A 26,122-nucleotide genomic window follows, 5' to 3' on the forward strand; every position below is an offset into this window, starting at 1 on the left:
GATGGCTCTTGAACGATGCCGCACGTGACCAAGCGCGACTACTACGAGACACTGGGGGTTGAGCGCACCGCCTCCGACGACGAGATCAAGAAAGCCTTCCGCAAGCTGGCCCGCCAGCACCACCCCGACCTCCACGCCGAGGCCAATCAGAAAAAGCAGGCCGAGGAAAAGTTCAAGGAAATCAACGAAGCCTACGAGGTGTTGAGCGACCAGGACAAGCGCCGGCGCTACGACATGTTCGGTCACGCCGGGGCCCAGCCGGGGGCGGGCGGCTTCGAGGGCTTCGAGTTCGGGCGAGGGGGCTTCGGCGACATCTTCAACGACATCTTCGAGGACTTCTTCGGTGGCGGCGGCCGGGGGCGGCAGCGGGCCGAGCAGGGGTCCGACCTTCAGTACAACCTGGAGTTGTCCTTCGAAGAGGCGATTTTCGGCAAGGAGGCCAAGCTCAAGGTTCCGCGCTGGGAGACCTGCCACGAATGCAAGGGCACCGGCGCCAAGTCCGCGGCGGCCCTGAAGGTCTGTCCGAGCTGCAAGGGGGCCGGACAGTTGCGGTTCCAGCAAGGCTTTTTCAGCGTCAGCCGCCCCTGCCACCAGTGCGACGGCGCCGGGCAGATCGTCACGGACCCTTGCGGGGCCTGCCGCGGCCGGAAGCGCGTCTATCGCGAGCGCACCCTGTCCGTGAACATCCCGGCCGGGATCGAGTCCGGCATGAGGCTCCGCCTGGCCCACGAGGGAGAGCACGGGATGAACGGGGGCCCCCCGGGCGACCTCTACGTCGCGGTCACCGTCAAGCCCCATCCGTCCTTCACCAGGAAGGGCAACGACGTCCATTGCGACGTGCCGATCAGCTTCGTCACGGCGGCTCTGGGCGGCAAGATCGAGGTGCCGACGCTGAAAGGCTCCACCGTGATCAAGGTGCCGGCCGGCACCCAGCACGACAAGACGTTCCGGCTCAAGGGGCTCGGCGCGCCCAGCTTGAAGGGGCACGAACCCGGCGATCAGATCATCCGGGTCAGGATCCAGGTTCCCACCAAACTGACGGCCAAGCAGAAAGAGCTGCTGACGGAGTTCGCCAAGGAGAGCGGCATGTCGGCGGACACAGAAGGAGACGGTTTCTTCGAGAAGATGAAGAGCCTGTTCGAATAACCCCGTTCATCGTGAAAGGTGAGACGTGAGATGTGATCGGCGGCTTTTGCCTTCCTTGCCTTGCGTGCCGTGCCGCTCCCCCCTTTTCCATCCCTCGTTGCACGCTTCACGATCCGCGTCTCGCGTCTCACGCCTCACGTCTTGAGCAGTGCCCGTCTTCTTCATCCAGGCCAGCCAAGTCCAGGACGGAGCCGTGTGCGTCTCCGGCTCCCTCTGCGACCACCTCCGAGCCAGCCTCCGCCTCCAAGTCGGCGAAGAGTTCTGGCTCGGAGACGAGCGCCGGCATCGGTACCGAGTCGCTGCCACCTCGATTACCCGGCAGGCCATCACGGGGCGCGTGCTGGAGGAACGGACCGGTCCGGCTCCAACCGGTCGGGGTCTGATTCTGGGTCAGGCCCTCCTCAAGGGGGATCGGATGGACTGGTTGATTCAGAAGGCGACGGAACTGGGAGTCGCCACCCTCGTGCCGCTGGTCACCAGCCGCACGGTCGTGCGGCCACGGGCGGCCCGGCTCGCTTCACAGCGGGACCGATGGCAGACCATCGCGCTCGAGGCAGCCCAGCAGTCGGAACGATGGGACATCCCGACGGTCTCGCCCCCCGGCGACGCAGTCGAGTTCTTCCAGCAGCAGAGTTCCTCCTCGGTCAGGATCATCCTCGCGGAGCGGAGTTCGGGGAAGAGCCTCGACCGGATTCCGCTCCCTCGGGAGCGGGGCAAGCTCGTCGTCCTCGCCATTGGCCCGGAAGGAGGGTGGACGGAGGAAGAAACGGGACAAGCCCTCGAGAGCGGGTTCGTACCCGTCACCCTCGGCCCGCGCATCCTGCGGGCCGAAACCGCCGCCCTGGCCGCGCTCAGCGTCTTGCAGAGCCGTCTGGGGGAATTGGGGTAAAGCGATCCTGATCGCTACTCTGCGGTAATGTGCAGGATCGTCCCCCGCTCCCCCGCCGCCCAGCCGCGATCCGGCACCGGGAACGAGAGGCCGTAGAGGGCCGTCCTGGTGCTGTTCTCCTGCTCCACCCAGTTGAATCCCGCGTCGGTCGTTCGGTAGATCGCCCCCCGGTCCCCGACCACCCAGCCGGACTTGGAGTCCGTGAACCGGATTTTCAGAAGATCGGTCGGCCTGGAGCAGTCATGGGTGCAGGCGAACGTCCGGTCGATCCACCGCCTGCCGCCGTCGATCGTCTGGTACACCGCGCCCGCGTTGCCCACGACCCAGCCGTTCAGGAGATCGGTGAAGAACACGTCGAAGAACGTGGCCGCATTCTGAGCCTCCTGAGCCTGCCACGTGGTCCCGCCGTCCTCCGTCGAGAGGATCGTGCCCAGCGCTCCCGCGACTCGCCCGTGGGTCTGATCCAGGAACTGCACCGCATGGAGGGCCGCGTTCGTGCCGCTGGGCTGGTCGGTCCAGTGAGCGCCCCCGTCCTCCGTGTGCAGGATGGTGCCGTTGCCGCCGACGATCCACCCTGAGGCAGGAGAGAGGAAAAACACCCCATAGAGGGGCGCTTGGGTTCCGCTGGGTTTCGGGGCCCACGTGTCGCCCCCGTCCGAAGAGTGGAGGACGGTCCCGCCGGCGCCGACGACCCAGCCCCGTCGGTTGTCGGCGAAGAAGACTCCGCTCAGCGGCAGGCGGGTGCCGCTCGACACAGACCGCCAACGTTTCCCGCCGTCGACGGTTTTGAGGATCGCGCCGCCGGCGCCGACGGCCCAGCCGAGCTTCCCGTCACGGAAGTGCACGCCCATCAAGGTGGCCGCCGTCCCGCTCTTCTGCACGGCCGCCACGGGCTTCCGCTCCCCCGCCCCAAGTGAGCTCCAGGCCGTCAAGACCCAAAGGAGCCCTCCCGCCAGTCCGATGATCGTTCCTATTGGCCTCACGCGCGTCCCCGATCAGTCGCGTCCCGGCTGCTCCTCAAAGAATCCCTGATCCGGCAGCCCCTTGGCCTGAATGGTGAACGGACCGGCCTCCACGCTGACCCACCGCTTCGGGGTGCAGCAACTGCCGTCCGGGAGAAGGTCCCAGGAGCCCCGTCGCACGATCAAGGGGCCGGTCGAGAGGTCGGTGTGGAACTCGCGCGGCTTGCCGATTCCGAACAGGGGACGCCGGGGGACCCGCACCTTGATCTCCGCGTCCGTCCAGGACACCACGACGCCGGCCACCCCGTTGAACAAGACTTCGCTGCGGGCAATATCCTCCCGCAGCTCGATCGGGAGGAAATCGTGCCCGCCTTCGTTCAACCCCGGCTGGGTCGCTTCGGTCGTCTTGAGGAAGGTGCCGAATCCGGAGCCTGTGATCGTCACGATCTCGTCGAGTCCGGCCGCCGTGGGCGAGTAGGACTCTACACTCGGCGTCGCAACCGAAAAGGTCCCGGCCTCGGTGGCAACCAAGCCGCGCTCGGCGCAGCAGGAGCCGTCCGGCTTGGGAATCGTCCCGCCTCGCTTCACCACCACGGGCCCGCTTTTCGCGCTATAGGGAACCCACACGTCGATCCGGTCCTCGTGCCACCGGTAGACGACGGCCGGCACCCCGCCGATGGTCACCCCGTTGTCGCCCCTGTTGAAGTCCACGAAGGCAAAGGGCGTGGAGCCGCTCTCCGAATAGAGTCCGAAGTTTTCCCCTGTGATGCGCAGGAGGCTGCCGACCGGCGCGCTCGCCGGCGAGACTCCCTTGGCCTTCGGAACCCTCACCGTGAACTGTCCCAGCGGCCGCTCGACCGCCCCCCGCCTGAGCACGAGGGGGCCGGTCGCCGCATTCAGGGGCACGTGCACCACGATCGTCTCGTCCGCCCACTGGGCCACCGTGGCCGGCCGGCCGTTGAACAGGACCGCGTCTTCCGATGTCTTTGCCGTGCCGAACCCCTTTCCGAACAGCACGACCTTCGTCCCGATCGGCCCGCTCATCGGATCCACCCGGATGGACGGCAACACCTTGAGCGGGACGGGATTGCTCACGCTGTACTCCACCGGAGCGCAGCAGGAGCCGTCTGGCAGAGGGTCCGAAGAGGCGAGGCGGACGACCACGTCCCCGGACGCCGCATTCGCCGGCACTTCGACTTCAATCCTGTCGTCCCGCCATTTCCTGACCTTGGCCGGAACGCCGTTGACCAGCACGCCGTTGACGCCGAACATCGTGTTCGGATCCTTTGAGCCGGCGGTGTTTCCGAAATGGGCGCCGGCGATCTGGATCGTGCTGCCCGGCTCCGTCTCAGCCGGCTGGATCGCCTGGATCGTCGGCTGCTGCACCGTGAAGCGCCCGACGACCTGTTTCTTCCTCCCGACCACGATCTCGACCGGCCCGTTGGCGGCTCGAAGCGGAACCTTGACGACGATCAGGTCGGCTTCCCACCGCTGGATCAGAGCCGGCAGGCCGTCGAACAGCACGCGGTTCTGTTGCGTGGACTTGAACGTTCCGAACCCCTTGCCGGCAATGGTGACCGTGGCGCCCGGCGGCGCCGCGTCCGGTGACAGGACGGATGCGGCGGGAACCCCAGCCGGCAGGGTAAACACCGCCAGGCTCGCACAGAGGGCGACAACAAACCTCATGGTGATGACTCCTCGAACTCGTAACGGAAGGGCCCGCAAGTCTGCGTGGCAACACACCCCACGCGAGAGCAAGCACGAAGGCTGGTCGGAAGCACGCCGTGGAGCGCAGGAACTGAGCGGACTATAACAAGCGGGTTTTTTTCTTGTCAAGGCGAGCCGGAGGGGAGCGGCTGCGTGCGCAGGCTCGCTCAGCCTGAAACCTGGACGATGAACTCCAGCTCCACCGGGGCCTGAAGGGGCAGCTCGGCGGCTCCGACGGCCACGCGCGCATGCCGGCCTGCCTCATCGAACAGCTTCACGAGCAGATCGGAGGCTCCGTTGACGACCGCCGGCTGCTGCGTGAAGCCTTCGGCGGAGGCGACGTACCCGACCAGCCGCACCACCCGTTTCACGCGGTCCAGGGAGCCGAGCTCGCGCTTCACGAGCGACAAGGCGTTCAAGAGCGCGAGCCGCGCGGCCTCGTACCCCTGTTCGAGCGTCAGGTCCTTCCCCAGCTTGCCCGGCTGCACGACCTTGCCGTCTCGGAACGGCAACACCCCGCTCACGAACAACAGGTCGCCGGCCAGGACGGCCGGCACGTAGGTGGCGACCGGCTTCGGCGGGGCGGGCAGCTCGATCCCCAGTTGCTTCAATCGCTCTTCAGTGGTCATATGCTCTCTCGTGCCACATCGAGTTGCGTCCTACGTCGCTCGTCGGACGATTCACGTTTCACGTCTTACGCCTTCCTCACCCCGGCAGAAGCGCGTGCAGGAAACTCTCCCCCCAGGCCAACCGCTTGACCCGGAGCGCATCCGCGACCGTCTGGCCCGCGTCGGCGAAGGTCCGTCTCGTCCCCAAATTCACGCCCCTGGCCAGCCTGGGTCCGTAGGCGAGCAGCGGGACATACTCACGGGTATGGTCAGTCCCCGGCGCGACCGGGTCGTTGCCATGGTCCGCGGTCAAGCAGAGAAGATCGCCCGGCTTGAGCCCGGCCAGCAGCTCCGGCAGCCGGGCATCGAACTCCATCAGCGCCTTGGCATAGCCGGCCGGGTCGTTCCGGTGGCCGTAGCGGGTGTCGAAGTCCACCAGGTTGACGAAGATCAGCCCGCGCGGGACCAGCTTGAGCGCCCGCACGGTCTCTTCCATGCCGGCGGCATTGTGGCCGGCATGAATCGCACGGGTCAGTCCCCTGCCGCAGAACAGATCGTCGATCTTGCCGATGCCGAGCACCGGCTCCCCGGCCGCCTTCAGCTCGTCCAGCAGGGTCCGGCCGGACGGCTCCACCGAAAAGTCCCGGCGCCGTTCCGTCCGCACAAAGGAGCCCGGCTCCCCCACGAACGGACGCGCGATGACGCGGGCGACCTGATGCGGCGGCTTCAGCACCCGCCTGGCCTCGCGGCACATCTGGTACAGGTCTTCGACCGGGATCACCCGCTCGTGGGCCGCGATCTGCAACACGCTGTCGGCGCTGGTGTAGACGATCGGGCGGCCGGTGCGCAGGTGCTCCTCCCCCAGCTCCCGAATGATCTCCGTCCCCGAGGCCGGCCTGTTGCCCAGCACCGCCCGGCCGATCGCCCGCTCGATTGGCTCGATCACCTCCCGCGGGAATCCCTGCGGGTACGTCGGGAACGGCTCCTCCCGCACGAGCCCAGCAAGCTCCCAATGGCCCACCGTCGTATCCTTTCCTTTCGAGAGCTCGGCCATCCTGCCGAAGCAGCCGTCGGGCTCGCTCACCTTCCGGACCCCCGCGAACTCGCCGACGTGGCCCAGGCCCAGCGCTTCCAGGGTCGGCAGGCTGAGCCCGCCCGCCGCTTCCGCCACGTGGGCCAGGGTATTGACGCCCCGATCGCCATAGTCTCCGGCGTCGGGCAGCTCACCCACCCCGACGCTGTCCAGCACGATGAGGACGACCCGGCCGATCATGAGCGTCCGGCCCCCTTCACACCGCCTCGCCCGCGTCCGTGCCCTTGAGCGCCTCGTGGACGCGGCCGAGTACCCACTCGTCCGTCACGACCTCGTAGAAGACGTTGGCCGTCGGCTCCCCGAGCTTGGGGTGCCGCTTGTCGAGCAGGCGCATCTTCCCCTCGCGGACCACCACGCGGTGGATGGCGCCCTTGAGATCCGGATACCGGCCCGTGTAGACGGACGTAGGCTCGCGGTCTCCCGGCAGCGTGACCTCGAGCCGCTGAAGCGAGATCTCGGTCTTGAGCTTGCCGAAGCCCGGTTCGTCCAACTCGATCCCGTTGAGGTTGTACCGAAGATGGATTTCCCCCTTCTCGCCGCGCAGGGGATCCCCCTCCGGAATCTCGTAAATCTCCACGTTCGTGCAAAAGTTGTTCGGCTGCTGGCTCCGCTGCTTCCGCAGCATCCAGGAACAGGACGACAACCGGTCCGCCTTGCCGATGGCCGGCGAGATCATGATCTGGGCGTTGCCGTCGTAGAGGAACGCCGGCTGCTCCACGCTGAAGACAAGCCCGATGCCCAACTCCAGCTCCGGCAGCCCCTCCTTGCGGCAGAGGGCGTTCTGGGCCTGCACCATTCCGAGCAGCCGCTTCGCCAACCCGCAGGCGCGCGCCACGCTGAGCTGGTGCTCCAGTGTCTCTTCGTGCTCGAGGATGCTGAGGATGACGGCGTCCCCTTCGATGAACACCTTGCCGGCCCCGTAGGTCTCCAGGAGCTCGTTGAGCGGCTCGAAAAAGTTCAAGCTGAAATGCGAGGCCGGATTTAGCCCTCGCTTGCGCAACTCCGCGACCATGGTGGTCGAACCGCGCACGTCGGCTTTCAGGATGACGTGGCCGAGCACGGTTTGGGCCACCGCCCCCTCCTCGTTCGAGGCGAGGAACTCGTAGAGGGTGTGGTTCGTACGGGACAGGCGGACACTCTTGGGGTCGTCCTGCAGCACGATCCGGTCCATCTTCCGGAGGATCGCATGGTAGTTGCCCAGATCCCGCCGGAAGGTCACGAAGTCCTTCAGAAAGCGGACGAGATACCCGCGCTCCTGCTGGCAGGACAGGTGATCCACCCGGGCCGAGGCGTTGAGCAGCGCCTCGGCGGCGACGGCCTTCCCGGTGGCCTGCTGCCGCTCCTTCACCTTGGCCAGGATCTCCTTTTTCCTCGTTTCGCCGGACAGGAAGCGCCGCAAATCCTGAGCCCCGAGCACGGGGGCATAGTCCCGATACGCCGGCACCAGCTCGTAGCTCGCCACGACCTGCGCCAGGAGCCCGGTCTGCCGAAACCGCCGTTCGGCGACGGAGAGCAGCCGGCGCTGGAAGCGGATCTGCTGCTGCAGGCTCGCCGCCTTCTTCTTGTCCCCCTCCTTGACGGCGCCGCGCAGGGCCTCCTGATAAAGGCCGGCGTTGAACAGCACGTCCACGTTGGCCGGCACGTCCGCCCAGGCGTAGCTCTCCCGCAGGTACTCGGCGCGGAGCCGCTCGAGCTCGGCCTCGGCCTGCCTCAACCGTCCCTCGAGCTCGGTCCTGCACGGATCCTTGGAGGCGCCACCGCCCTTCCGGTCCCGCTTCCGCAGGCGGGCGACCTCCTCCGCCAATTTCGCCCTGGTCTGCTCCGCGGCGGCGAGAGCCGCCTCGGTCTGACCCGGCTTTCCGACCCCCCGGAAAAGGTTCTGGAGAAGCTTGTCCACGGCCCGGAAGCTGAAGACCTCGTCGTCCTGCGGACCCAAGAGGACGTAATGCTTCATGAGGATCTCGTCGTCCCCCGGGCTTTCCGCCTGCAGCAACGGGTTGGACAGCATCTCCTCGGGAAGCGACCACCGCTCTCCGAGGAGCGAATGGCGGAGCTCGCCGATTCCTCCCTCCTCGACTTTAAGCAACTGCGCGAGCAGTTGCTGGCTGAGCTTGTACCGGAGCTTGGCCCGATTGCGAGCCAGCCAGCCCAGCCGCTCGGTGAGCTCCATCCGGTTGGTGTCGGTCGTGGAACCTCCCGAGCTCATGGCCGTCCGGAGCCCCTGCCGGAGCTGGTCCAACTCGGTCTGGACGAGCCCCAGCAGAAATTTGAGCGTCGCCACCTGCACCAACTGCACGAGGGCCAGCCCGCCGGAGACCTTGGCTCGGTGAAGGGCGGACTCAACCATCCTGGCGTAACTGCTCCGGAACTCCTCCCAGTCCTGCCTGGTGGCCCCAACCGCCTGTTTGCCCCAGCGCCCGCCGCCCACGGCCTGCTCCAGCAGGCTGCCCAGGATGCGGCGCGCCTTCGCCTGAAACTGCGGGCTCAGCCGGACGTCGATGTGGACGTTGTCGATCCCCTTCGTGAACCCCTCGAAGTCGATGACGGTGACGGTCTTCTTCTGCAGTGGGTACAGCGAGCCGGAGGGAACGGCGGGAGCGAGGAACAGGCCCAGCAGGCGGCAGAGCATATGTCGCAGCAGTCTCGGCACAGCGGTGACCAGACGCAGGATGTTGCCGCCGGTGAAGGCGGGTTATGACTTCCAGACCGGCTCCCCGGACCGGGCCGTCAGCCACTCTTCCATGATCGCCACTGACGCGCTCGTTCCGATCCGATCGGCGCCGGCCTCCAGGAGCGCCAGCGCCGTCTTGAGGTCTCTGATTCCGCCTGACGCCTTGACCCTGGCCCGACCCGAGACCGCCTCTTTCATGAGCCGCACGTCGTCCACCGTCGCACCGCCCGGGCCGAAGCCGGTCGAGGTCTTGACGAAATCGGCTCCCGCCTCGAGCGCCAGGCGGCAGGCCGTGATCTTCTCCTGTCGGGTCAGGTAGCAGGTCTCCAGGATCACCTTGTGTCCGGCGCCGGGAGTCGCCTCGATGACCGCCCGGATCTCGTCCCGGACGGCGTCCAGGTCCCCGGATTTGAGACGGCTGATGTTGAGGACCATGTCCAACTCGCCGGCTCCCAGCTCGTGCGCCTCCCGAGCCTCCGCGATTTTGATCCCGGTCGTCTGGGCACCCAGCGGAAATCCGACAGGCGCGCCGACCGCGATCGGGGCGCCGGCCAGGATCTCCACCGCCTCCCTCACGTAACAGGGCGGGACGAAGACGACGGCGAACCCGTAGCGCCGGGCTTCCGCGCACGCGCGCAGCACGTCGGCCCTCGTGGCCTCCGGGCGGAGCACCGTGTGGTCAATCAGCGACGGGAGTGCACGAAACATCTGGCTCAACCTCACGAGAGCGGCCGGCTTCCCGTCCGGTTCGGCCGACGCGGCTGGTACTTGGCCACGGCCCGGTTGTGGTCGGCCAAGCTGGCGGAGAATTCATGGGTTCCGTCGTTGCGGGAAACGAAGTACAGGAACCGGCTCGGCGCCGGATAGAGCACCGCCTTGATGGACGCCGCGCCGGGATTGGCGATGGGACCGGGCGGCAGGCCGGCGAACCGGTAGGTATTGTACGGGCTGGCCGAGGCCAGGTCGCGCTTGCGGAGGTTCCCGTTGAAGGAAGGGAGGCCGTAAATGACGGTGGGATCGCTCTGGAGCGGAATGTGCCGGCGGAGACGGTTATGGAACACGCTCGCCACCAACTCCCGTTCCGCGTCCACGCCGGTCTCCTTCTCCACCACCGAGGCCAGCGTCAGCACTTGGTGCAGGCTCATGTTGATCTCTTCGGCGCGAGCCCGCAGCTCGGGCGTCAGGACCTGCAACGTGGCCGACACCATCGCCTGGACGATCTCTCCGGGCCTGGCATGCCGGGGAAAGCGATAGGTGTCCGGAAACAGATACCCCTCCAGCCCGTCCACCTCCAGGTTCAACGTGCGGATGAACTCGCGGTCGTACACCAGCCTCAGGAACTCCTGAGGGTCGACGAGCCCCTTCTGCCCCAGCAGTTCGGCGACTTGGATCGCCGTGTACCCTTCCGGAATCGTCACTTGGTGGAGCACGACCTGTCCGTTCAGGAGCTTGGACAGGATCTCCGCGGGCGTCATGCCCGCGTGGATCTCGTATTCACCGGCCGGAACCCGCCGATCCGCCGCGGTCAACCGACCGAGCAGCAAGAACCCCCATTGGCTCCTGATGAGCCGCTCCCTCGCAAGCAGGCTCGCCACCTGCTTGAACGTCGTGCCCTCCGCAATGTCAACGACCCTCGCGGGAGGAGCGCCGTCAGCCGCCGCCGGCTGCATGATCCAGAGGTAGGCCGTGACGCCCATCGCGCAGAGGGCCGCCGCGACCAGCCCTGGCACCAGTACCCGATTCATGCCCCGTTGGAATGACCCGCCCCGGCAGAAGACCGGCTTGCCAGGTAGCTCTGGAGGATGAGGGCCGCCGCGATCCGGTCCACCGCCCCCTTGCGCTTCTTGCGGCTCACGTTGGCCTGGATCAGCAGGTCTTCCGCCGACCGGCTCGTCAACCGCTCATCCCACGCCACGACCGGAACCGGCAGCGCCTCGGCCAGCTTGCCCCGGAACCGCTCCGCCTCCTCCGCCTCCGGCCCGGCCCTGCCGTCCAGCCGGAGCGGCAGCCCCACGACGACCTCGCCGACCTCGTGCTCTTTGACCAGAGCCCGGATGTGGACGATGTCCGCCTCCACCGACCGGCGCTCGAATGTCTCAAGCGGCTGCGCGGTCCAGCCCAGCTCGTCGCTCAGCGCGACCCCGATGCGTTTCGTGCCCGGATCCAGGGCCAAGATGCGCGTGCCCGCCATATCAGAATCGTTACTCGTCACTCGTCATTCGTGAAAGAGACCGCCGCCTTTCCTCCAGCGAGTGACCAATGACGGATGACGCTTCACGTCCTCCCGACCGCGCGCTCCACCAACTCAAACACTTTGTTCAAGGCCGCATCCAACCGTTCCGGCTGCTTGCCCCCGGCCTGGGCCATCTCCGGCCTTCCGCCTCCGGTCCCGCCGACCTCCGCGGCCATGTCCCGAACCAAGTCCCCGGCCTTGAGGCGCGAGGTCAAATCCTTGCTGACCACGACCAGCAGCGCCACCTTGTCGTCCTGGACCGACCCCAGGGCGATCACCCCGCTCTTGAGCTTGTCCCGGACGCGATCGGCCAGGTTGCGGAGCTCCCCCCCGTCCATCCCGTCGGCCCGCTGGACGTGCACGGTGACGCCGCGCACCTCCCGCACCTGCGCCCCTTCCGTCGAGCCGCTGGCCATGCGCAGCTTGAGCTGCTCCAGCTCCCGCTCTTTCTCCTTCAACTGGGCCATGAGCTTCCTGGTTTTGACGACGAGGTCGGAGGGGGCCACCTTGAGCAGGTCGGACAGCTCGCGGACCTCCGCCTCCAACTGCTTGAGCTGCGCCAGGGCCCCGCTCCCGCTCAAGGCTTCGATCCGGCGGACGCCGGCCGCCACTCCGGTCTCCGAGACGATCCGGAAGAGGCCGATGTCCCCCGTGAAGCGGCAGTGGGTTCCGCCGCACAACTCCTTGCTGAAGGATTCGATGCGCACGACGCGCACCTGCTCGCCGTACTTGTCCCCGAAGAAGGCCAGGGCTCCGGCCTTGACGGCCTCCTGCACGCCCATGACGTCGGTCTGGACCGGATCGTTCAGCCTGATCCGCTCGTTCACCAGTCCCTCGATGTCGTCGAGGTCGCGGGAGGAGAGCGGCTTGAAATGGGAAAAGTCGAACCGCAGGCGATTGGGCGCCACGAGCGATCCGTACTGGCGGACATGCGGCCCCAGGATCTCGCGCAGGGCCGCGTGCATCAGGTGCGTGGCCGTATGGTTGCGGGCCGCGTCCAGCCGGCTGACCCGGTTCACCTGCGCCTCGAGCCGGTCCCCCTCCCGCACCCGCCCCGACTGCACGGTCCCCTTGTGCAGGATGAAATCCGGCACCGGCCTCGTCGTCTCCTTGATCTGCACCCGTCCTTCCGGCCCGGTCAGGATCCCCCGGTCCCCGACCTGTCCGCCCCCCTCGGCGTAGAAGGGGGTCACGTCCAGCGCCAGCTCGATCTCCTCCCCCTCCACCGCCTCCTTGACGAGCCGGTCCCCCTTCACGATCGCCTGCACGGTTCCCTCGGCCTGAAGCCTCTCATACCCGACGAAGCGGGTCGGCCCCAGCCGCCCGGCCAGTTCCGTCACGACCGGCCTGGCGGTCTCGGCCTCGAAGCCGGGGGTCCTGCGCGCCCGCTCACGCTGCTCCTCGAGCGCCTGCTGGAATCCCGCCTCGTCCAGCACGAGCCCCTGCTCCTTGCAGGCCTCCCCGATGAGATCCAGCGGGAACCCATAGGTGTCGTAGAGCTTGAAGACCTCCTGGCCGGGCAAGGCGGTCCGACCCGAGCCTTTGGCCTTGACCACGAGGTCGTTCAGGATCGGAAGCCCCTGGTCCAGCGTCGCGATGAACCGCTCCTCCTCTCCCTGGGTCGCCTGGGCGATGGTGCCGGCCGAAACGCGCAATTCCGGATAGGCCCCGCCCATGCGCTGGATGACCGAGCCGGTCAGCTCGTGGAGGAACGGCTCGGTCGCGCCCAGCAACCGCCCGTGTCTGGCGGCCCGCCGCAGGATCCGGCGCAGCACGTATCCCCGCCCTTCGTTGGACGGCACGATCCCGTCCGCAATCAGAAAGGCGGTGGCGCGCAGGTGGTCGGCGATGACCCTCATGGACCGGTCCGCGGCCGCCTGCGCGCCGTACCGGTGGCCGGTGCGCTTGCCGATCGCCTCCAGGATCGGACGGAAGAGGTCCGTGTCGTAGTTGCTGTGCACCCCCTGCGCGACGGCGGTGAGCCGCTCTAGCCCCATCCCCGTGTCGATGCTGGGCTTCGGCAGGGGCTTGAGCGTGCCCGCCGCGTCGCGGTCGAACTGCATGAACACCAGGTTCCAGATCTCGATGACCCGGTCCCCCTCCCCGTTGGGCACGTCGTCTCCCGGCACGGCCGGCCCCTGATCGTAATGGATCTCGGAGCAGGGCCCGCAGGGTCCCGTCTCGGCCATCTGCCAGAAGTTGTCCTTCTCGCCGAAGCGCATGATCCGCGACTTGGCAACCCCGATCCGCTCCCAGAGGGCCGCGGCCTCGTCGTCGTTGCGATAGACCGTGACCCACAGCCGGTCCTTCTGCAGGCCCACCACGCCAGTCAGGAACTCCCATCCGAACCGGATCGCCTCCTCCTTGAAATAGTCCCCGAACGAGAAATTGCCGAGCATCTCGAAAAAGGTATGGTGCCGTCCCGTGTACCCGACGTTTTCCAGGTCGTTGTGCTTGCCGCCGGCCCTCATGCACTTCTGCACCGAGACCGCCCGACGGTAGGCCCTCGTCTCCTCGCCCAGAAAGACCCCCTTGAACTGGTTCATGCCCGCGTTCGTGAACAGCAGCGTAGGGTCCGCCTGGGGAATGAGCGGAGAGCTGGGCACGGTCTGGTGCCCGTGCCGGGCGAAATACTGGAGAAAGCTCTGGCGAAGGTCGTCTGCGCTTCTCGTCATGCCTCGTCGTCTCCGAGCACGTCCTGAATGGTGTCTTCGCTGAACCCGTAGCGTCTCAACCGGCCGGCCTCCCGCGCGCGCTCGTTCGGCCTGCCCCGGGGCGGACGGCGCCCGAGCAGGAGCCGGGCCAAGTCCCGCTCGCTCCGCTCCCGGTAGAGTTCGTCCAGCACCGGATCGGTGACGGAGCGGGCCAGGCCCAGCGCCAGCAACTCCGCCTCCAGCCTCGCTCGCCCCATCGGACGCCGGCTGAGTCTCGCCCGCGCCAGCCGCCGCGCGACGGCCTCGTCGTCCACATAGCCGAGGTGCCGGAGCCGCTCAAGCAATTGCCTAATTCGGACCGGCGACGCCCCCGTCCGGCCCAGGTAGGTCCTGACTTGGGCTTCCGTCCGGTCCCGCCGTGCCAGGTAGCGGAGGACGCCTTGCTCGAAGGGATCAACGGCGGGAAGGGAGGATCGAGCAGGCTTGCGGGGAAGCATCCGGCCCTCCGCGATCCGGTGGCAGGCCGGAGGCGTGGGCGAGGGAACAGCCGTCTTCCTCCATGACCCCCCGCCCAGCCTTTTGGCCCCGGTCCTTTTCAGGACGAGCGTCCCGCGTGAACCCGCTTCTCCTCGGCCCTGCCGTCCGGCCGCTTCTCCTCGGCCCGCACCTTCTCCGCCGACCGGGCCGCGACCCCGGCCAGTTCGCGCAGGCGCCCTTCGATTTCCTTGGCCAGAACCTGGTTGCCCTTGAGCTGGTCCCGGACCGCCTCCCGCCCCTGGCCCAGCCGCTCGCCCTTGTAGGAATACCAGGCCCCCGACTTCTCCAGCACCTTCTTGTCCACGCCGAGGTCGACCAGCTCGCCGGCCTTGGAGATGCCCTCCGCAAACAGGACATCGAACTCCGCCTGCCTGAAGGGGGGCGCCATCTTGTTCTTGACCACCTTGACCCGGACCCGGCTGCCCACCACCTCCTGGCCCTCCTTGATGGATTCGATCCGGCGGATGTCCAGGCGCACGGAGGAGTAGAACTTCAGCGCGTTGCCGCCCGTGGTGGTCTCCGGGTTCCCGAACATGACGCCCAGCTTCATCCGGATCTGGTTGATGAAGATCACCGTGGTCAGGGACTTGGAGATCGCGGCCGTCAATTTGCGGAGCGCCTGGGACATGAGCCGGGCCTGGAGCCCCATGTGGGCGTCCCCCATCTCCCCTTCGATCTCGGCCCGCGGCACCAGCGCCGCCACGGAGTCCACGACGATGATGTCCACCGCGCCGCTCCGCACCAGCGTCTCGGCGATCTCCAGCGCCTGCTCGCCCGTGTCCGGCTGCGACACGAGCAGGTCGTCCGTATTGACGCCCAGCTTCCTGGCGTAGCCCAGGTCCAGCGCATGCTCGGCATCGATGAAGGCGGCGACCCCTCCGGCCTTTTGCGTCTCCGCGATCGCGTGCAGCGAGAGCGTGGTCTTCCCCGAGGCCTCAGGACCGAAGATCTCCACCACCCGCCCCCTCGGAAAACCGCCTACCCCCAGGGCAATGTCCAGTCCCAGCGATCCGGTCGAGATGGCCGGCACGTCCGCCGCCACCTCGGCCGTGCCCAACTTCATGATGGCGCCCTTCCCGTACTGCTTCTCGATCTGAGTCAGGGCCAATTCCAATGCGCGCTTTTTCTCGTCTTTTTCTACAGTTCGCTCGGCCATAAGGCCTCCTTACTCCCTAAGAACGAAGGCTGAAGGTAGAAGGATGAATGATGAATAATGAGGGGCACAAGCCGCTCATCATTCGCCTTCATCGCTCATCGTTGTGAAATGCGCCCATTATACCCAAGTCCGATGGGGAAACCTAGTCCGAGAGAGTAGGAAAACCCACATCTTTCATGCTTCCGCCTTCCCGAGCGAGGCCTCCCACAGTCTCGTGTACACGGCCCCGGAAGGCTTGAGCTCGCTCTTCATCAAGGCCACCCGCTGAACGGCCAGGGACCCGAGGGGCTCCGTCTGCGTCAGGACTCCGGCGGAGGCCAATGCGCGCCCGATCTCCCTGGCCCGCTCTTTGATCCGACCCAGGGTCAGGTGTGGGGAGAAGGCCCTGGCCTCCGGGGAAAATCCGATCCGTTCCAGAGCCCGGTCAATTTCTCCGGCCAGGTGCGTGAGCCGCCCGCCCGGATCGGCCAGTCCGATCCACAGGACGCGAGGCGCCCGCTGCTCGGGAAAGACCCCGATTCCTCCGACCTCGACGGAGAAGCCCGGCGACCGATTCGCAACCGGCTCAAGGGCCCGCCGGATCTCTTCCACCCGGTCCTCTGGAATCTCCCCGAGAAACTTGAACGTCAGGTGGATGGACTCGGGCCGAACCCACTGGAGTCGGGCATCGGGGGGCAGGTCCCGCCTGAGCCGGTTCCTGATCCCGTCTTGGAGCCGGGCGAGCCGCTCCTTGAGCGCCCCGTCCAGCTCCACCGCTACGAAGGTCCGGATCACGACGTTCTCACCCGGCTCGTCGCCATGAGCCATTCCCTCAGAAGGTTCAGCGCGGCCTGCGAAGCGCGCAGCTTGATCGTCTCCCTGGTCCCGTGGAAGCGGAATTCGCGCGTGAGGGCGGCCGTCTGTCCGCTTCGGCCGGAGCGGCCGTTCAATCCGACGTAGACCAACCCGACCGGCTTGTCCCGCGTGCCCCCGTCCGGCCCGGCGATGCCGGTCACGCTCAACCCGACCGCGGCACGACTCCGGAGCCGTATCCCCCGAGCCATCGCCGCCGCAACCGGCTGGCTCACGGCCCCATGCCGCCGGATCAGCTCCTCCGGAACTCCCAGCAGCTCGACCTTGGCCCGGTTGCTGTAACAGACGGCCACCCGGTCGAGGTAGGCGGAGCTGCCTGGCACCTGGGTGATCCGATGGCCGATCAGCCCGCCCGTGCAGGACTCGGCCACGGCAAGGATCAGCCTTCGGTCCGCCAGGCGCCGGCCGATCACCCCCTCCATCGTGTCAGCCCCCTCGCCATAGAGGGCCACGCCGACCCTCCGCCGCACGGCCCGGACGGCCCGGTCGAATTCCCCGTCCCTGGCCCGGCGTCCTGCTTCCCCCACTTCCGTCAGGGACACGGTGACCCCCAACGGAGACGCCAGCAGCCCCAGCCGGACCCGATCGTATCGCTCGATCGCAGTCCGGAGCCGCTCCTCCAACTCGGCCTCCGGCACGCCGAAGGTGTGCAGGAGATGGCGGCGAATCCACGGAGCCCCGGCTCCCGCTTGGACCGTTGCCAGCTTGGGCGCCAGCGCCTGGCTGAACATCGCTTCGGCCTCGGCGGGAACCCCGGGCAGGGCGGCGATCAGACAGCCCCGCCAAGCCAGGGCAAAGCCGGGGGCCGATCCCACCGGATTGGCCAGCACCTCCGCCCCGGAAGGAATCAATCCCTGACGGAGCTGAGCCCGCGTCGGCGTCCGTCCCCAGGCGGCCAGCCGCTGCCTCATCCCTTCGAGCGCTTCGGCATTCCGCCGCAGGGACCGTCCGGTCGCCCGGGCCACGGCCTCCCTGGTGCAATCGTCCCCGGTCGGGCCCAACCCGCCGGTCAGCAGGACCACGCCGGCCCGGCTGACTGCGGCTCGGATGGCCCGGACGATGTCGGCCTCCTCGTCCCCCACCACCGACTTGAACCGCACTTCGACGCCGACGGAAGCCAGGCCCTCCGTGAGAAAGAGCGAGTTGGTATCCAGCCTCCCCCCCAACAGGAGTTCCGAACCGACCGCGATGATCTCGCCGTATCTCATGTCCCTTGAGGCGCCCCTGTCCCGGTCATTCGATCGTTCCGAAATCCAGGTCGAACGAAACCTCGCCCCCGCGCGGAGGAAAGACCGACAGCCTGGTCCTGGCCTTCGGGTCCAGATCGGCGTAGCGGAAGGAGGCCACGACCTTGGCCCTGTAGGCCGGCTGGTTGGGCCAAACGGAAGTCCTCGCCGCCTGCCCATCGAACCGCACCCGGACCGGCTTGATGACCCGCTCCCCCTGCGTGAGCGTCATATAGCTGTCCACGGCGAAGTCGGGCCAATCTCCGAAGATGACGACGCTGACGAGGAGCAGCTCGTCGTCCAAGACCTGCTTGATCTCCCTCTCGCTGGGCGTGGCCGAGCGGAGGGCGAAGTGGGCGGACATGACGGTCAGCCCGACGATCTTGCTCATGAGGAAGCCCTGCGGTTCCAACTCGCGCCGCGGCCCGAACCAGGCATAGAGGCGGTCCGGCGGGGTGCGCGCAGTTGCGGCCGCCCGGCCACGCTCCAAAGCCGCCTCGATCTGGGTCTGAGTCGGGTGGACCTCGATGGCCTGCCCGACGGCCGCCCATCCCAGCAGGCCCCAAGCGACGACCGGCAGCACGAAGATCCGCATGCACGTCCTCTCGGAGCGATCGGGTGAGGCGATAGCAGATCACCTGGGTCCTGTCAACGGCTCCCGGCAACTCCATGGCGGCAAACGGTGCGGCGGCCAGCCCCCCGTCCGGGTTGACAACGTGCGCTCCGAAGTGATAGGAACACGCCTTCCGAGGGTCCGGTGATCTGGGTGCGGTGCAAGGAGGCGGGTAATGGCCAGCGGTGAGCAGAACGCCAGGCGGCAATTCGTCAATTTCAGCTTCCACAAGGTGGACCCCGCGTGGCGCCGGCTTCCGGAGGAAGAGCGGAGCCGGGGCAAGCAGGAATTCATCCGCGTCGTCGAGGAATATTCGTCCAAGGTCATCGTCATTCCCTACACCCTCATCGGCATCAGGGGCGACTGCGACTTCATGCTCTGGCGGATCGGCTACGAGCTCGAGCTGTTCCAGGAGATGATGACCAAGCTGCTGGCCACGAGCCTGGGCAAGTACATGACCACGCCTTACTCCTACCTGTCGATGACCAAGCGATCGATCTACGTGGATCATCACGTCCATGAGGGACAGGAGAGCCGGCGGCTCCAGATCGTTCCGGGAAAGAGCAAGTACATCTTCGTCTATCCGTTCGTGAAGAAGCGCGAGTGGTATCTGCTCACCAAGGCGGCCCGCCAGGGCATGATGGACGAGCACATCGAAATCGGCCATCGCTATCCGTCCGTCAAACTGAACACCACCTATTCCTTCGGATTGGACGACCAGGAGTTCGTCGTCGCGTTCGAGACGGACAAGCCGGAGGATTTCCTGGATCTCGTCATGGAGCTCCGCTCAGCGGAAGCCAGCCGCTACACCGAGCGCGACACGCCCATTTTCTCGTGCATCCTGAAGAGCCTGAAGGAAACCCTCGACACGCTCTGCGGGTAATCCTTCCGGCTCCTGACTCGTGTCGCGCGCACGGCCTCCCGCAGCACCGGGGGGCCGTGCCGCTTTCCGGCGACAGCCTGGCGTTGTGACCCCAAGGAGAACCGTTGGCGATGTGCCCCAAGTGCGCCGGGTTCCTCATCAAGGAAGACAGCCAAGCCCACAGCGGACGTTTCGACGGGTGGCGATGCATCCAGTGCGGTCTTCGACTCGACCGGACGATCGTCCAGAATCGTCTCGACGGCCAAGGAGGAGAGCGCCCGAGCCGCCAGGCCCCTTCCGTCACGGCCGGCTCCCCCGATCGTCCATCCAAGACGGAAGGACGGCCCAGGAAGCCAGCGGCCCGGGCCTGACGGAACCGACGAGCACGCATCCCCCACGCTCCACGCTCGATGAGCCCATCGATTCCTGAACAGCCCCACCCCTGGCCAGCCGTTCTGTCCGCGCTCGTCCCGGGGCTCGGGCAGGCGCTCAAGCGCCAACCGCGACAGGCCGGTCTGATTTTCCTGACGGGAATGGTCCTCCTGGCCGGCACGTGGGGGATCGGGAGGGTTGCGGGCGGCGGAGCCGCCGTGTTGGCTTTCATGCTCCTGGCCCTGCCCTGGTGGGCCCTGCAAAGCTACGACGCCTTCCTACCCATCCCCGCTCCGTCGGCACGGCCCAGCTGGCTCGGCCTCCGGCCCGCAGCCCGGCTGGCCTGGTCCGGCGCCCACGACATCCGCTACCTGGGAGGCCTTTTCCTCCTGACCGCCGTCACGGATTTCTACATCATCGTGGCAAACCCCGAATACGCCCTGACGGTCTTCTGCAGCAAGCCGGCCGGCCTGTGGGGCGTCCTGGCCAAGGCCCAGTCCCCAACCCTGCACGTTCTGATCGGCTACGGCTTCCTGCGCCTCACGCGCTGGTCGCTCTTCCTGTATCTCGCCTATGCCGGCTTCGGACTGCTCAACGCCACGGCCAACTACGCCTGCTTCGGGTACGGGCGGGTCCGGACCGTGTTTCTGGTCACCCTCCTGGCGTTCACTGCCTATGTGGTGTGGCGCCGAGACCGCTTCCGCTCATCCGATACGGGGCGGGCCGCGCTTTGACAGGGCGCAGACCGATGTGTTACGACAATCACACCGTCAGGGGTTCCGGCGCCGCCTGGGCGCGCACTGGAACGGGGCACCTCGTCACATGGAAGAATCCAGCGCTCTCTGGGCGATCAGATACGCCGACGGGTCTGTCAGCCTTTACGTGGACGAGGCCTACGCGATCGAAAAGGGCGTAGACCCGAACCGCCTGGTAAAAGTGGACATTCCGCGCGAGCTCTACATCAGCGGGACCATCCAACAGATTCGGGAATTCGTCGCCACCTATCTTGAGGAGCGGGAGGGGCGCTCCGCGTAACCCCACGGCCTCGCTCACACGATTCTTTCCCGACATGACGTCACCTCTCATCAGCCCCGAACAGATCGAAACGATCGTCAACGCCATGCCCGTCCAGGGCCGCATCATGATGCGGCTGCTGATGCTGCAATACCTGGACGTGCCGCCCGAAGACGTCGAATACATGGCGGCGGATCGGCCCGACCCGCGGTTCCAGTCGGGCGGCAAGCCGCTCACGCCCTACATCTCCAAGGAGACGATCCAGGGCATTACGGACCGCGTCGCCCAGTACCGCGCCATGACCCGTCACAAGCGCGAGAGGCGGTGGCTCCAGATCGAATGCCTGAGCAAGCAGATCGCTCTGACGGAAGCCCAGATCCAGCTCGCCAAACGCTTGCTCACGACCCGTTTCGGTCTGGACGCAACCGAGTTGGAGACCCTGACTCAGCAGGCCCGGACGGCCCTCCCCAAACCGGCGATCCGGGAACTGGAGCGGAAATGGGAGAAAGACGAGATCGCCGAAGAGGATTACCGCAAGGCGCGGCTGTGCACCGAGTATCAGAGCCTGCAGCGCAAGCTGCTCCGGGAACGCGGTCGCCTGGACCTCGCCAGGCGTGAATTCCAGACGGTCAGCCTGTCACCGCTACAGGACCACGAGATCGCCCTCATCTGGGGTATTCCGATCGGAAGCCTGGCCGCCAGGAAGGTGAAGTACCTTCACCAGTTTCTTCAGGAAATGCAAGCCAAACTGAAGCCGGCCATGCCGGCCGGCTCCCAGGCCTCCCATTCTCCGGTCGATCTCTGGAAGGAGACGTTCGTCGCCCTCTCCCAGCGACCGGTCGAACGGTCGGTCGACGAGTATGACGGGATGGAAGGCAGCGAAGCGGCTCTCATGGACAAGCTGACCGCCTTCGCGTTCGGCTCCCTTCCGGAGGAAGTCGAAGGCCGCTTCTGGTCGTCCATCATCCAGGAAGCCAATCCGATGAGCGAGTACGTCAAATTCAAGTCGCTCTTCGCCCTGCAGCGGCTGCACGCCATCCTCAACGAGATGGATACTTCCGCAGAGGCGCTGGAACAGGATCTCATCGCGCGAATCTCCCCCAGGCCGAAAGAGCTTCCGGGGCTGCCCGAACCGGAGGCCAAGCCGGCGGAATTTCAGCTCGGCGAGATGGGCGAGCACATCCTTCGGAGCTTCAAGGGCGAATAGACCGTTCACGGTGTCGGGCTTGCAATTCCTTCCTCCGAGGCTATAATGACGCCCATGCGGTGCCCCTCGAAGCGGCCTCGGACAACGCTTCCGTCTCCCCTCCCTCTTGCATTCTTGCTCGCGGGGCTTTGCCTGTTCATCCTGGCTCCGACATCGGCTCGGGCCGTCGGCATGACCGAGATCGAGGAGCTTCTGGCCCATGCCGAGCAATACGACCACCAGAACGTCGTCGTCGTCGGACGAGTGGCCAACCTTCAAATCGCGGCCAACCGGCAGGGGCAGCTGGCTTACGGCTTCCTTCTGAAGGACAAGGACAGCACCGTCAAGGTCGTCGGGCTGGGCAAAGCCGATGTGCACGAAGGCGACTTGGTGGTTGTCGAAGGGGTCTTCAGCCGGCTGCGCCAGGTCGGACGCGCCATCATTTACAACGAGATCAAGGCCAGTCTCATCCGCCCGCTGGAACGACTCAACCCGGACTTGGTCGGCTGACCGTCCGTTCCGTCCGCCGCCCACCCCTCTGACCGTCGAGACGGGATAGCCGCTTGACGCGGGATCACAGCCCTTGATACAACCCAATCCTCGTGGCGGTGTAGCTCAGTTGGTAGAGCAGCGGACTCATAAGCCGCGGGTCGGGGGTTCGATCCCCTCCACCGCCACCACCCTTCGAACCCCCGACCGGGGGATGCGGAGGGGGGCGATCCATCGCAGCGCTGAAGCTGCTCCGTTCCACTGATCTATTCCCAATCACAAGGCCGCTCATCCGGTAAAAGCCCCAAGCGAGCGTAAGGAAAAACCTTGCGCACCGTGGTTCCCTGACGTACCATGGGCTCGGCGGGTGAGGCTGTGGAAGACAAGCGGCGTCACGAGCGAATCCCGGTCCTTTTCAAGATCACCGTGACCGGTGACTTGGACGTCGGCGAAGGCACAACGCGCAACCTCTCGGAATCGGGCTGTGCCATCAGCACCACGGCGCCGGTCCCTCAAGGCACAACCTTGACGCTGCGTATCTACGTGGATGACGATGCGCCGATCAAGATCGACCAGGCGGTCGTCCGATGGTCATCCGGCAACGAATTCGGACTGGAGTTTCTGAACACCCGTCCGGATGAACAGGACCGGCTCACGCATCTTCTGCACCGGCTCCGCTGAATTCCTCATTCCTTTTCTTTCCCTCCATCTGCTTTCGCTAAGGTGATCATGCGCCAGACAACCGTCATAACCGGCGGGTCTCGCGCGCTCCACGTGGCCGAGATATACGTGAATCCAAGATCAGACAGGCGGCCCTGACCGACGCCGCTGGTGTACCAGGACCAGCCAGAGGGTCCCGGCGAGGCTGAAGGCCGCGGCCGTGCCGAACGTCCACGCCGGGGTCAGGGTTTCCAGGGCCACCCCGACATAGAGGCTCGACACCATGTCGCCGACGGCGTTCGCGCAGGCGAGGATGCCGAAGCCCAGGCTGCGCAGCTCGCGCGGGAGCATCTCCGCGACCACGGCCCGCTCCAGCACCTCCTCCGCCGCGATGTACGTCCCGGACAGGGCCACGACGACCAGGAGCCAGGGCACCGATCCGCTGAACCAGGCGAGCAGCAGATTCGTGCCGGCCCCCAGACCGTACCCCCACAGCAGGAGCCGACGTTTGGAGTGCCGATCAGCCCAATGGCCGATCGGATAGGCCGCCACCGCGCTCACGAGATTGTGGCCGGCATACAGGAGGACGGCGGCCGAAACCGTTCCGGCTTGGTGAAGGCCCGTTTCGCCCAGCGCGCGAACGCCCAGCCAGACGAGGAACGTCCGTGAGAAATCCCCCAGGCCGAACAGGAGAACCCCGATCAGAAAGAGCCAGAAGCCCTTGGGAAACGACCGAAAGGGCAGCTTCCCGTCCGGGTCCTCATTCCCGACGTCCGCCTGGCCACGCTCTTTGGTCAGGAAAAACATCGAGCCGGCGGCAAGGAGACCGGGCAGCAGGGTCCAGAGAATGACGGTGCGGAATTCCAGGCCGACCCACACGAGGAGCGTGGCCGCCAGAGGCCCGGCCACGGCCCCGAGCATGTCGCCCGCCCGCTCCAGCGCGTAAGCCCGGCCATAGTGGCTCGCGCCCACCGCGTCGGCCAGCAGATAATCCCGGAGCGGCCCGCGGAAGCCTCGCCCGGCCCAGGCCATCCCCCGCAACGAGACCAGGGCAACCAGCCCGCCGACCAATGCGATGGCGCTCGTCGCCACGGTCGTGACGAGGTAGCCCAACGAGGCCCACGGGCGTTTGCGCCGGACGCGGTGGCCGACGACCCCACCGGCAAGCTTGGATAGGCTGACGAGGAAATCGGCGATCCCTTCGATCAGACCCAGCGCCGCGGGGCCCAGCCCCAGCGTCGCCAGGTAGAGCGGCAGGACCGCCGTGCACATCTCATGGCTGGCGTCGGAGAAGAACGTGGCCAGCACGATGCCGACCACGGTCGTCGTGATCCAGGACCGGCCGGATTCAGGAGAATCACGAGAGAGGGACATGGCGTCGGTTCCGCTCGGGCTCGATGCACCGGCCCGACGGAGGCGGCCTCGCCTCGCTATCTTGGGACGAGATGAATCGCCGAGGCCTTGATGGTGGCCGTGACGGGGGCCCCCGGTCCCAGAGCCAGCTCCTGGGCCGCCTGCCTGGTCACGAGCGCGCTCAAGAGCACGCCGCAGTCCACGACCACGCGGGAAACGGGTCCGGCGGCGCGGACTTCGGCCACGCGGCCGACGAGGTGGTTCCTGGCGCTGCTGTCCGGCCGAGCGCCCCGCTCCAGAGTCACGTCCTCGGCCCTGATGCAGAGGTAGAACGAATCCCCCTGGCCCTGGGGCTCGACCGCCCAAAGCCGCACCTCCCCGACAACCAGCGCCGCCAGATCGTCGCGCCGCTCGACCACGGTTGCCGGCAGGACCGTTTCCACCCCCACGATCGCGGCCACCTCGGCGTTGACCGGCCGGCTGAACACCTCCTCCGGAGGGCCAACCTGCAGGATCTTCCCGACCCCCATCACCGCTACTTGGTCCGCCAGGGTCAGCGCCTCGGCCCAGTCGTGGGTGACCCAGATCGCAGGGACGTCCTGCCCCATGATCAATCCGCGCAGCTCGCTCCGCATCTGCTCCCTGGTGGGCAGGTCCAGAGCCGAGAGGGGCTCATCCAGCAACAGCAGCCGGGGCCGCGAGGCCAGGACGCGGGCCAGTCCCACCCGCTGCTGTTGCCCCCCGGAGAGCTGGGAAGGATATCGGTCTTCCAGCCCGTCCAGTTTGCACAGCCTGACCATGTCGCGAACACGGGCCGCTCGCTGCTCGTGGCTCAATCGGGAGAGGGCGTAGGCAGTGTTGCCGGCGACGGTCAGGTGAGGAAACAGGGCATAGTCCTGATGCAGGTAGCCGACGGATCGGGCCTGGGGACGTACCAGCAAGCCGGACTCGGCCTGAGCCCAGATCTCACCGGCGAACCGGATGGAGCCGGCGGTGATCCGTTCCAGCCCGGCTAGGCAGCGCAGCACCGTGGTCTTGCCGGTTCCGGACGGTCCGAACAGCACCAGCACCGACGGGCGCCCCACCGGGAGCCGGAAAGAGACAGCGACGGCCGGCCCTCCGTCGTACCGCTTTTCGAACTCGGCGACTAGTTCTTCAGCGGCCATGCAGCCCAGACGTTCCGGTTCACCGCATACACGACCGAGAGGATGAGGAACGAGAAGATCAGGAGGAGGAGCGCCGTTTCCGACGCCGTTCCGTAGTTGAGCGCCTGTACCTCGTCGTAGATGTCGATCGAAACTGTCCGGGTCACCCCTTCGATGTTGCCCCCGACCATCAGCACCACACCGAACTCGCCGACGGTATGGGCGAAGCTGAGGACCGCCGCCGTGAGCACGCCGGCGCCGGACAGGGGAAGGATGACGCGGAAGAAGGTCGCCGGCCGGGACACGCCGAGCGTCCAGGAGGCTTCCACCAGCTTCCGGTCCACCGAGCCGAACGCCGCGGCGAGCGGCTGCACCGTGAAGGGCAGGCTATAGAGGATCGAGGCGACCAGGAGCCCCTCGAAGGTGAAGGGCAAGGGCTGGCCGGCGAGGTCCGCATACCAGCGGCCCAACGGGCTGCGGGGCCCCATCGCCACCAGCAGATAAAAACCCAGGACGGTCGGCGGCAGCACCAGCGGCAGGGCCACCACCGATTCGACCAGGAACTTCCACCGCCAGCGGGAATAGGCCAGCCAGTAGGCCAGCGGCAGGCCCAGGACGAGCAGGACCAGCGCGGTCGAAGTAGCCAGCTTGAGCGTGAGAAGGATGGCGGCCCAGTTCATGCGATCCGCGCGTT

Annotated in this window: 26 protein-coding genes and 1 tRNA gene; 10 read left to right on the plus strand and 17 right to left on the minus strand. The window is 66.8% G+C overall.

The annotated features are described in order from the left end of the window. The first annotated feature begins 15 nt into the window (after positions 1–15). Both dnaJ and AB1411_14485 read left to right on the plus strand, forming a co-directional pair. Positions 16–1,146: a molecular chaperone DnaJ gene (gene dnaJ, locus AB1411_14480; GenBank protein MEW6544801.1), complete on the plus strand. Its 1,131-nt coding sequence runs from the start codon at positions 16–18 to the stop codon at positions 1,144–1,146. Positions 1,147–1,294: 148 nt separating this feature from the next. Then, the gene (locus tag AB1411_14485; GenBank protein ID MEW6544802.1) at positions 1,295–2,035 is read left to right on the plus strand and encodes a 16S rRNA (uracil(1498)-N(3))-methyltransferase; all 741 of its coding nucleotides are present in this window, start codon (positions 1,295–1,297) and stop codon (positions 2,033–2,035) included. 14 nt (positions 2,036–2,049) lie between these two features. Here AB1411_14485 and AB1411_14490 read toward each other — a convergent pair whose 3' ends face one another. From AB1411_14490 to AB1411_14555, 14 genes are all read right to left on the minus strand, one after another. Next, entirely contained in the window at positions 2,050–2,925 is an 876-nt protein-coding gene (locus AB1411_14490; protein MEW6544803.1) for a YCF48-related protein, read from the minus strand. A 105-nt stretch (positions 2,926–3,030) separates the two neighbouring features. Continuing rightward, on the minus strand, positions 3,031–4,683 hold the full coding sequence (locus tag AB1411_14495) for an IPT/TIG domain-containing protein (GenBank protein ID MEW6544804.1): 1,653 nt from the start codon (positions 4,681–4,683) through the stop codon (positions 3,031–3,033). A 188-nt stretch (positions 4,684–4,871) separates the two neighbouring features. Then, positions 4,872–5,333: a RidA family protein gene (locus AB1411_14500; GenBank protein MEW6544805.1), complete on the minus strand. Its 462-nt coding sequence runs from the start codon at positions 5,331–5,333 to the stop codon at positions 4,872–4,874. Between the two features lie 76 nt (positions 5,334–5,409). Beyond that, positions 5,410–6,585, minus strand: coding sequence for a phosphopentomutase (locus AB1411_14505; protein MEW6544806.1), 1,176 nt, complete (start codon positions 6,583–6,585; stop codon positions 5,410–5,412). Between the two features lie 16 nt (positions 6,586–6,601). Then, complete coding sequence (locus AB1411_14510; protein ID MEW6544807.1) at positions 6,602–9,055, minus strand: hypothetical protein; 2,454 nt, start codon at positions 9,053–9,055, stop codon at positions 6,602–6,604. A 42-nt stretch (positions 9,056–9,097) separates the two neighbouring features. After that, positions 9,098–9,784: a deoxyribose-phosphate aldolase gene (deoC, locus tag AB1411_14515; protein MEW6544808.1), complete on the minus strand. Its 687-nt coding sequence runs from the start codon at positions 9,782–9,784 to the stop codon at positions 9,098–9,100. Between the two features lie 11 nt (positions 9,785–9,795). Continuing rightward, the gene (gene mltG, locus AB1411_14520) at positions 9,796–10,821 is read right to left on the minus strand and encodes an endolytic transglycosylase MltG (protein MEW6544809.1); all 1,026 of its coding nucleotides are present in this window, start codon (positions 10,819–10,821) and stop codon (positions 9,796–9,798) included. Beyond that, complete coding sequence (ruvX, locus tag AB1411_14525; GenBank protein ID MEW6544810.1) at positions 10,818–11,267, minus strand: Holliday junction resolvase RuvX; 450 nt, start codon at positions 11,265–11,267, stop codon at positions 10,818–10,820. The genes mltG and ruvX overlap by 4 nt, the downstream gene beginning before the upstream one ends. Before the next feature lie 83 nt (positions 11,268–11,350). Next, positions 11,351–13,984, minus strand: a complete 2,634-nt coding sequence (gene alaS / locus AB1411_14530) for an alanine--tRNA ligase (GenBank protein MEW6544811.1) — start codon at positions 13,982–13,984, stop codon at positions 11,351–11,353. Next, a complete protein-coding gene (locus tag AB1411_14535) occupies positions 13,981–14,460 on the minus strand; it encodes a RecX family transcriptional regulator (protein ID MEW6544812.1) in 480 nt (159 codons plus the stop codon). Before AB1411_14535 ends, alaS begins: the two co-directional genes overlap by 4 nt. 98 nt (positions 14,461–14,558) lie before the next feature. Beyond that, positions 14,559–15,656, minus strand: a complete 1,098-nt coding sequence (gene recA / locus AB1411_14540) for a recombinase RecA (GenBank protein MEW6544813.1) — start codon at positions 15,654–15,656, stop codon at positions 14,559–14,561. A 174-nt stretch (positions 15,657–15,830) separates the two neighbouring features. Beyond that, complete coding sequence (gene thpR / locus AB1411_14545) at positions 15,831–16,463, minus strand: RNA 2',3'-cyclic phosphodiesterase (GenBank protein MEW6544814.1); 633 nt, start codon at positions 16,461–16,463, stop codon at positions 15,831–15,833. After that, positions 16,427–17,716 (minus strand): competence/damage-inducible protein A, encoded by a 1,290-nt coding sequence (locus AB1411_14550; GenBank protein ID MEW6544815.1) that lies wholly within the window; start codon positions 17,714–17,716, stop codon positions 16,427–16,429. The genes thpR and AB1411_14550 overlap by 37 nt, the downstream gene beginning before the upstream one ends. Before the next feature lie 25 nt (positions 17,717–17,741). Then, complete coding sequence (locus AB1411_14555; protein ID MEW6544816.1) at positions 17,742–18,329, minus strand: hypothetical protein; 588 nt, start codon at positions 18,327–18,329, stop codon at positions 17,742–17,744. Positions 18,330–18,522: 193 nt separating this feature from the next. Between AB1411_14555 and AB1411_14560 the strand changes: the two genes are divergently transcribed. The 8 genes from AB1411_14560 to AB1411_14595 all read left to right on the plus strand — a co-directional run bounded on the left by AB1411_14560 (position 18,523) and on the right by AB1411_14595 (position 22,951). After that, a complete protein-coding gene (locus AB1411_14560) occupies positions 18,523–19,230 on the plus strand; it encodes a chlorite dismutase family protein (protein MEW6544817.1) in 708 nt (235 codons plus the stop codon). Between the two features lie 110 nt (positions 19,231–19,340). Then, a complete protein-coding gene (locus AB1411_14565) occupies positions 19,341–19,580 on the plus strand; it encodes a hypothetical protein (protein MEW6544818.1) in 240 nt (79 codons plus the stop codon). Positions 19,581–19,619: 39 nt separating this feature from the next. After that, positions 19,620–20,315: a hypothetical protein gene (locus AB1411_14570; GenBank protein MEW6544819.1), complete on the plus strand. Its 696-nt coding sequence runs from the start codon at positions 19,620–19,622 to the stop codon at positions 20,313–20,315. Positions 20,316–20,403: 88 nt separating this feature from the next. Continuing rightward, a complete protein-coding gene (locus AB1411_14575; GenBank protein MEW6544820.1) occupies positions 20,404–20,616 on the plus strand; it encodes a hypothetical protein in 213 nt (70 codons plus the stop codon). 34 nt (positions 20,617–20,650) lie between these two features. Then, positions 20,651–21,802 carry a hypothetical protein gene (locus AB1411_14580; protein MEW6544821.1) on the plus strand — a complete coding sequence of 384 codons (1,152 nt, stop codon included), beginning with the start codon at positions 20,651–20,653 and terminating at the stop codon, positions 21,800–21,802. A gap of 171 nt (positions 21,803–21,973) precedes the next feature. Further along, positions 21,974–22,291 (plus strand): hypothetical protein, encoded by a 318-nt coding sequence (locus tag AB1411_14585; GenBank protein ID MEW6544822.1) that lies wholly within the window; start codon positions 21,974–21,976, stop codon positions 22,289–22,291. A gap of 94 nt (positions 22,292–22,385) precedes the next feature. Then, a tRNA-Met gene (locus AB1411_14590) sits at positions 22,386–22,461 on the plus strand. 184 nt (positions 22,462–22,645) lie between these two features. Then, positions 22,646–22,951 (plus strand): PilZ domain-containing protein, encoded by a 306-nt coding sequence (locus AB1411_14595; protein MEW6544823.1) that lies wholly within the window; start codon positions 22,646–22,648, stop codon positions 22,949–22,951. Between the two features lie 120 nt (positions 22,952–23,071). Here the strand turns inward: AB1411_14595 and AB1411_14600 are convergent, their stop codons facing one another. The 3 genes from AB1411_14600 to modB are packed head-to-tail and all read right to left on the minus strand — an operon-like array spanning position 23,072 to position 26,108. Then, complete coding sequence (locus tag AB1411_14600) at positions 23,072–24,304, minus strand: MFS transporter (protein ID MEW6544824.1); 1,233 nt, start codon at positions 24,302–24,304, stop codon at positions 23,072–23,074. A gap of 56 nt (positions 24,305–24,360) precedes the next feature. Then, a complete protein-coding gene (locus AB1411_14605; protein MEW6544825.1) occupies positions 24,361–25,449 on the minus strand; it encodes an ABC transporter ATP-binding protein in 1,089 nt (362 codons plus the stop codon). Next, complete coding sequence (gene modB / locus AB1411_14610; protein MEW6544826.1) at positions 25,431–26,108, minus strand: molybdate ABC transporter permease subunit; 678 nt, start codon at positions 26,106–26,108, stop codon at positions 25,431–25,433. The genes AB1411_14605 and modB overlap by 19 nt, the downstream gene beginning before the upstream one ends. Between the last annotated feature and the right edge of the window lie 14 nt (positions 26,109–26,122).

The organism is Nitrospirota bacterium, assembly GCA_040757595.1.
Lineage (GTDB): Bacteria > Nitrospirota > Nitrospiria > Nitrospirales > Nitrospiraceae > JBFLWP01.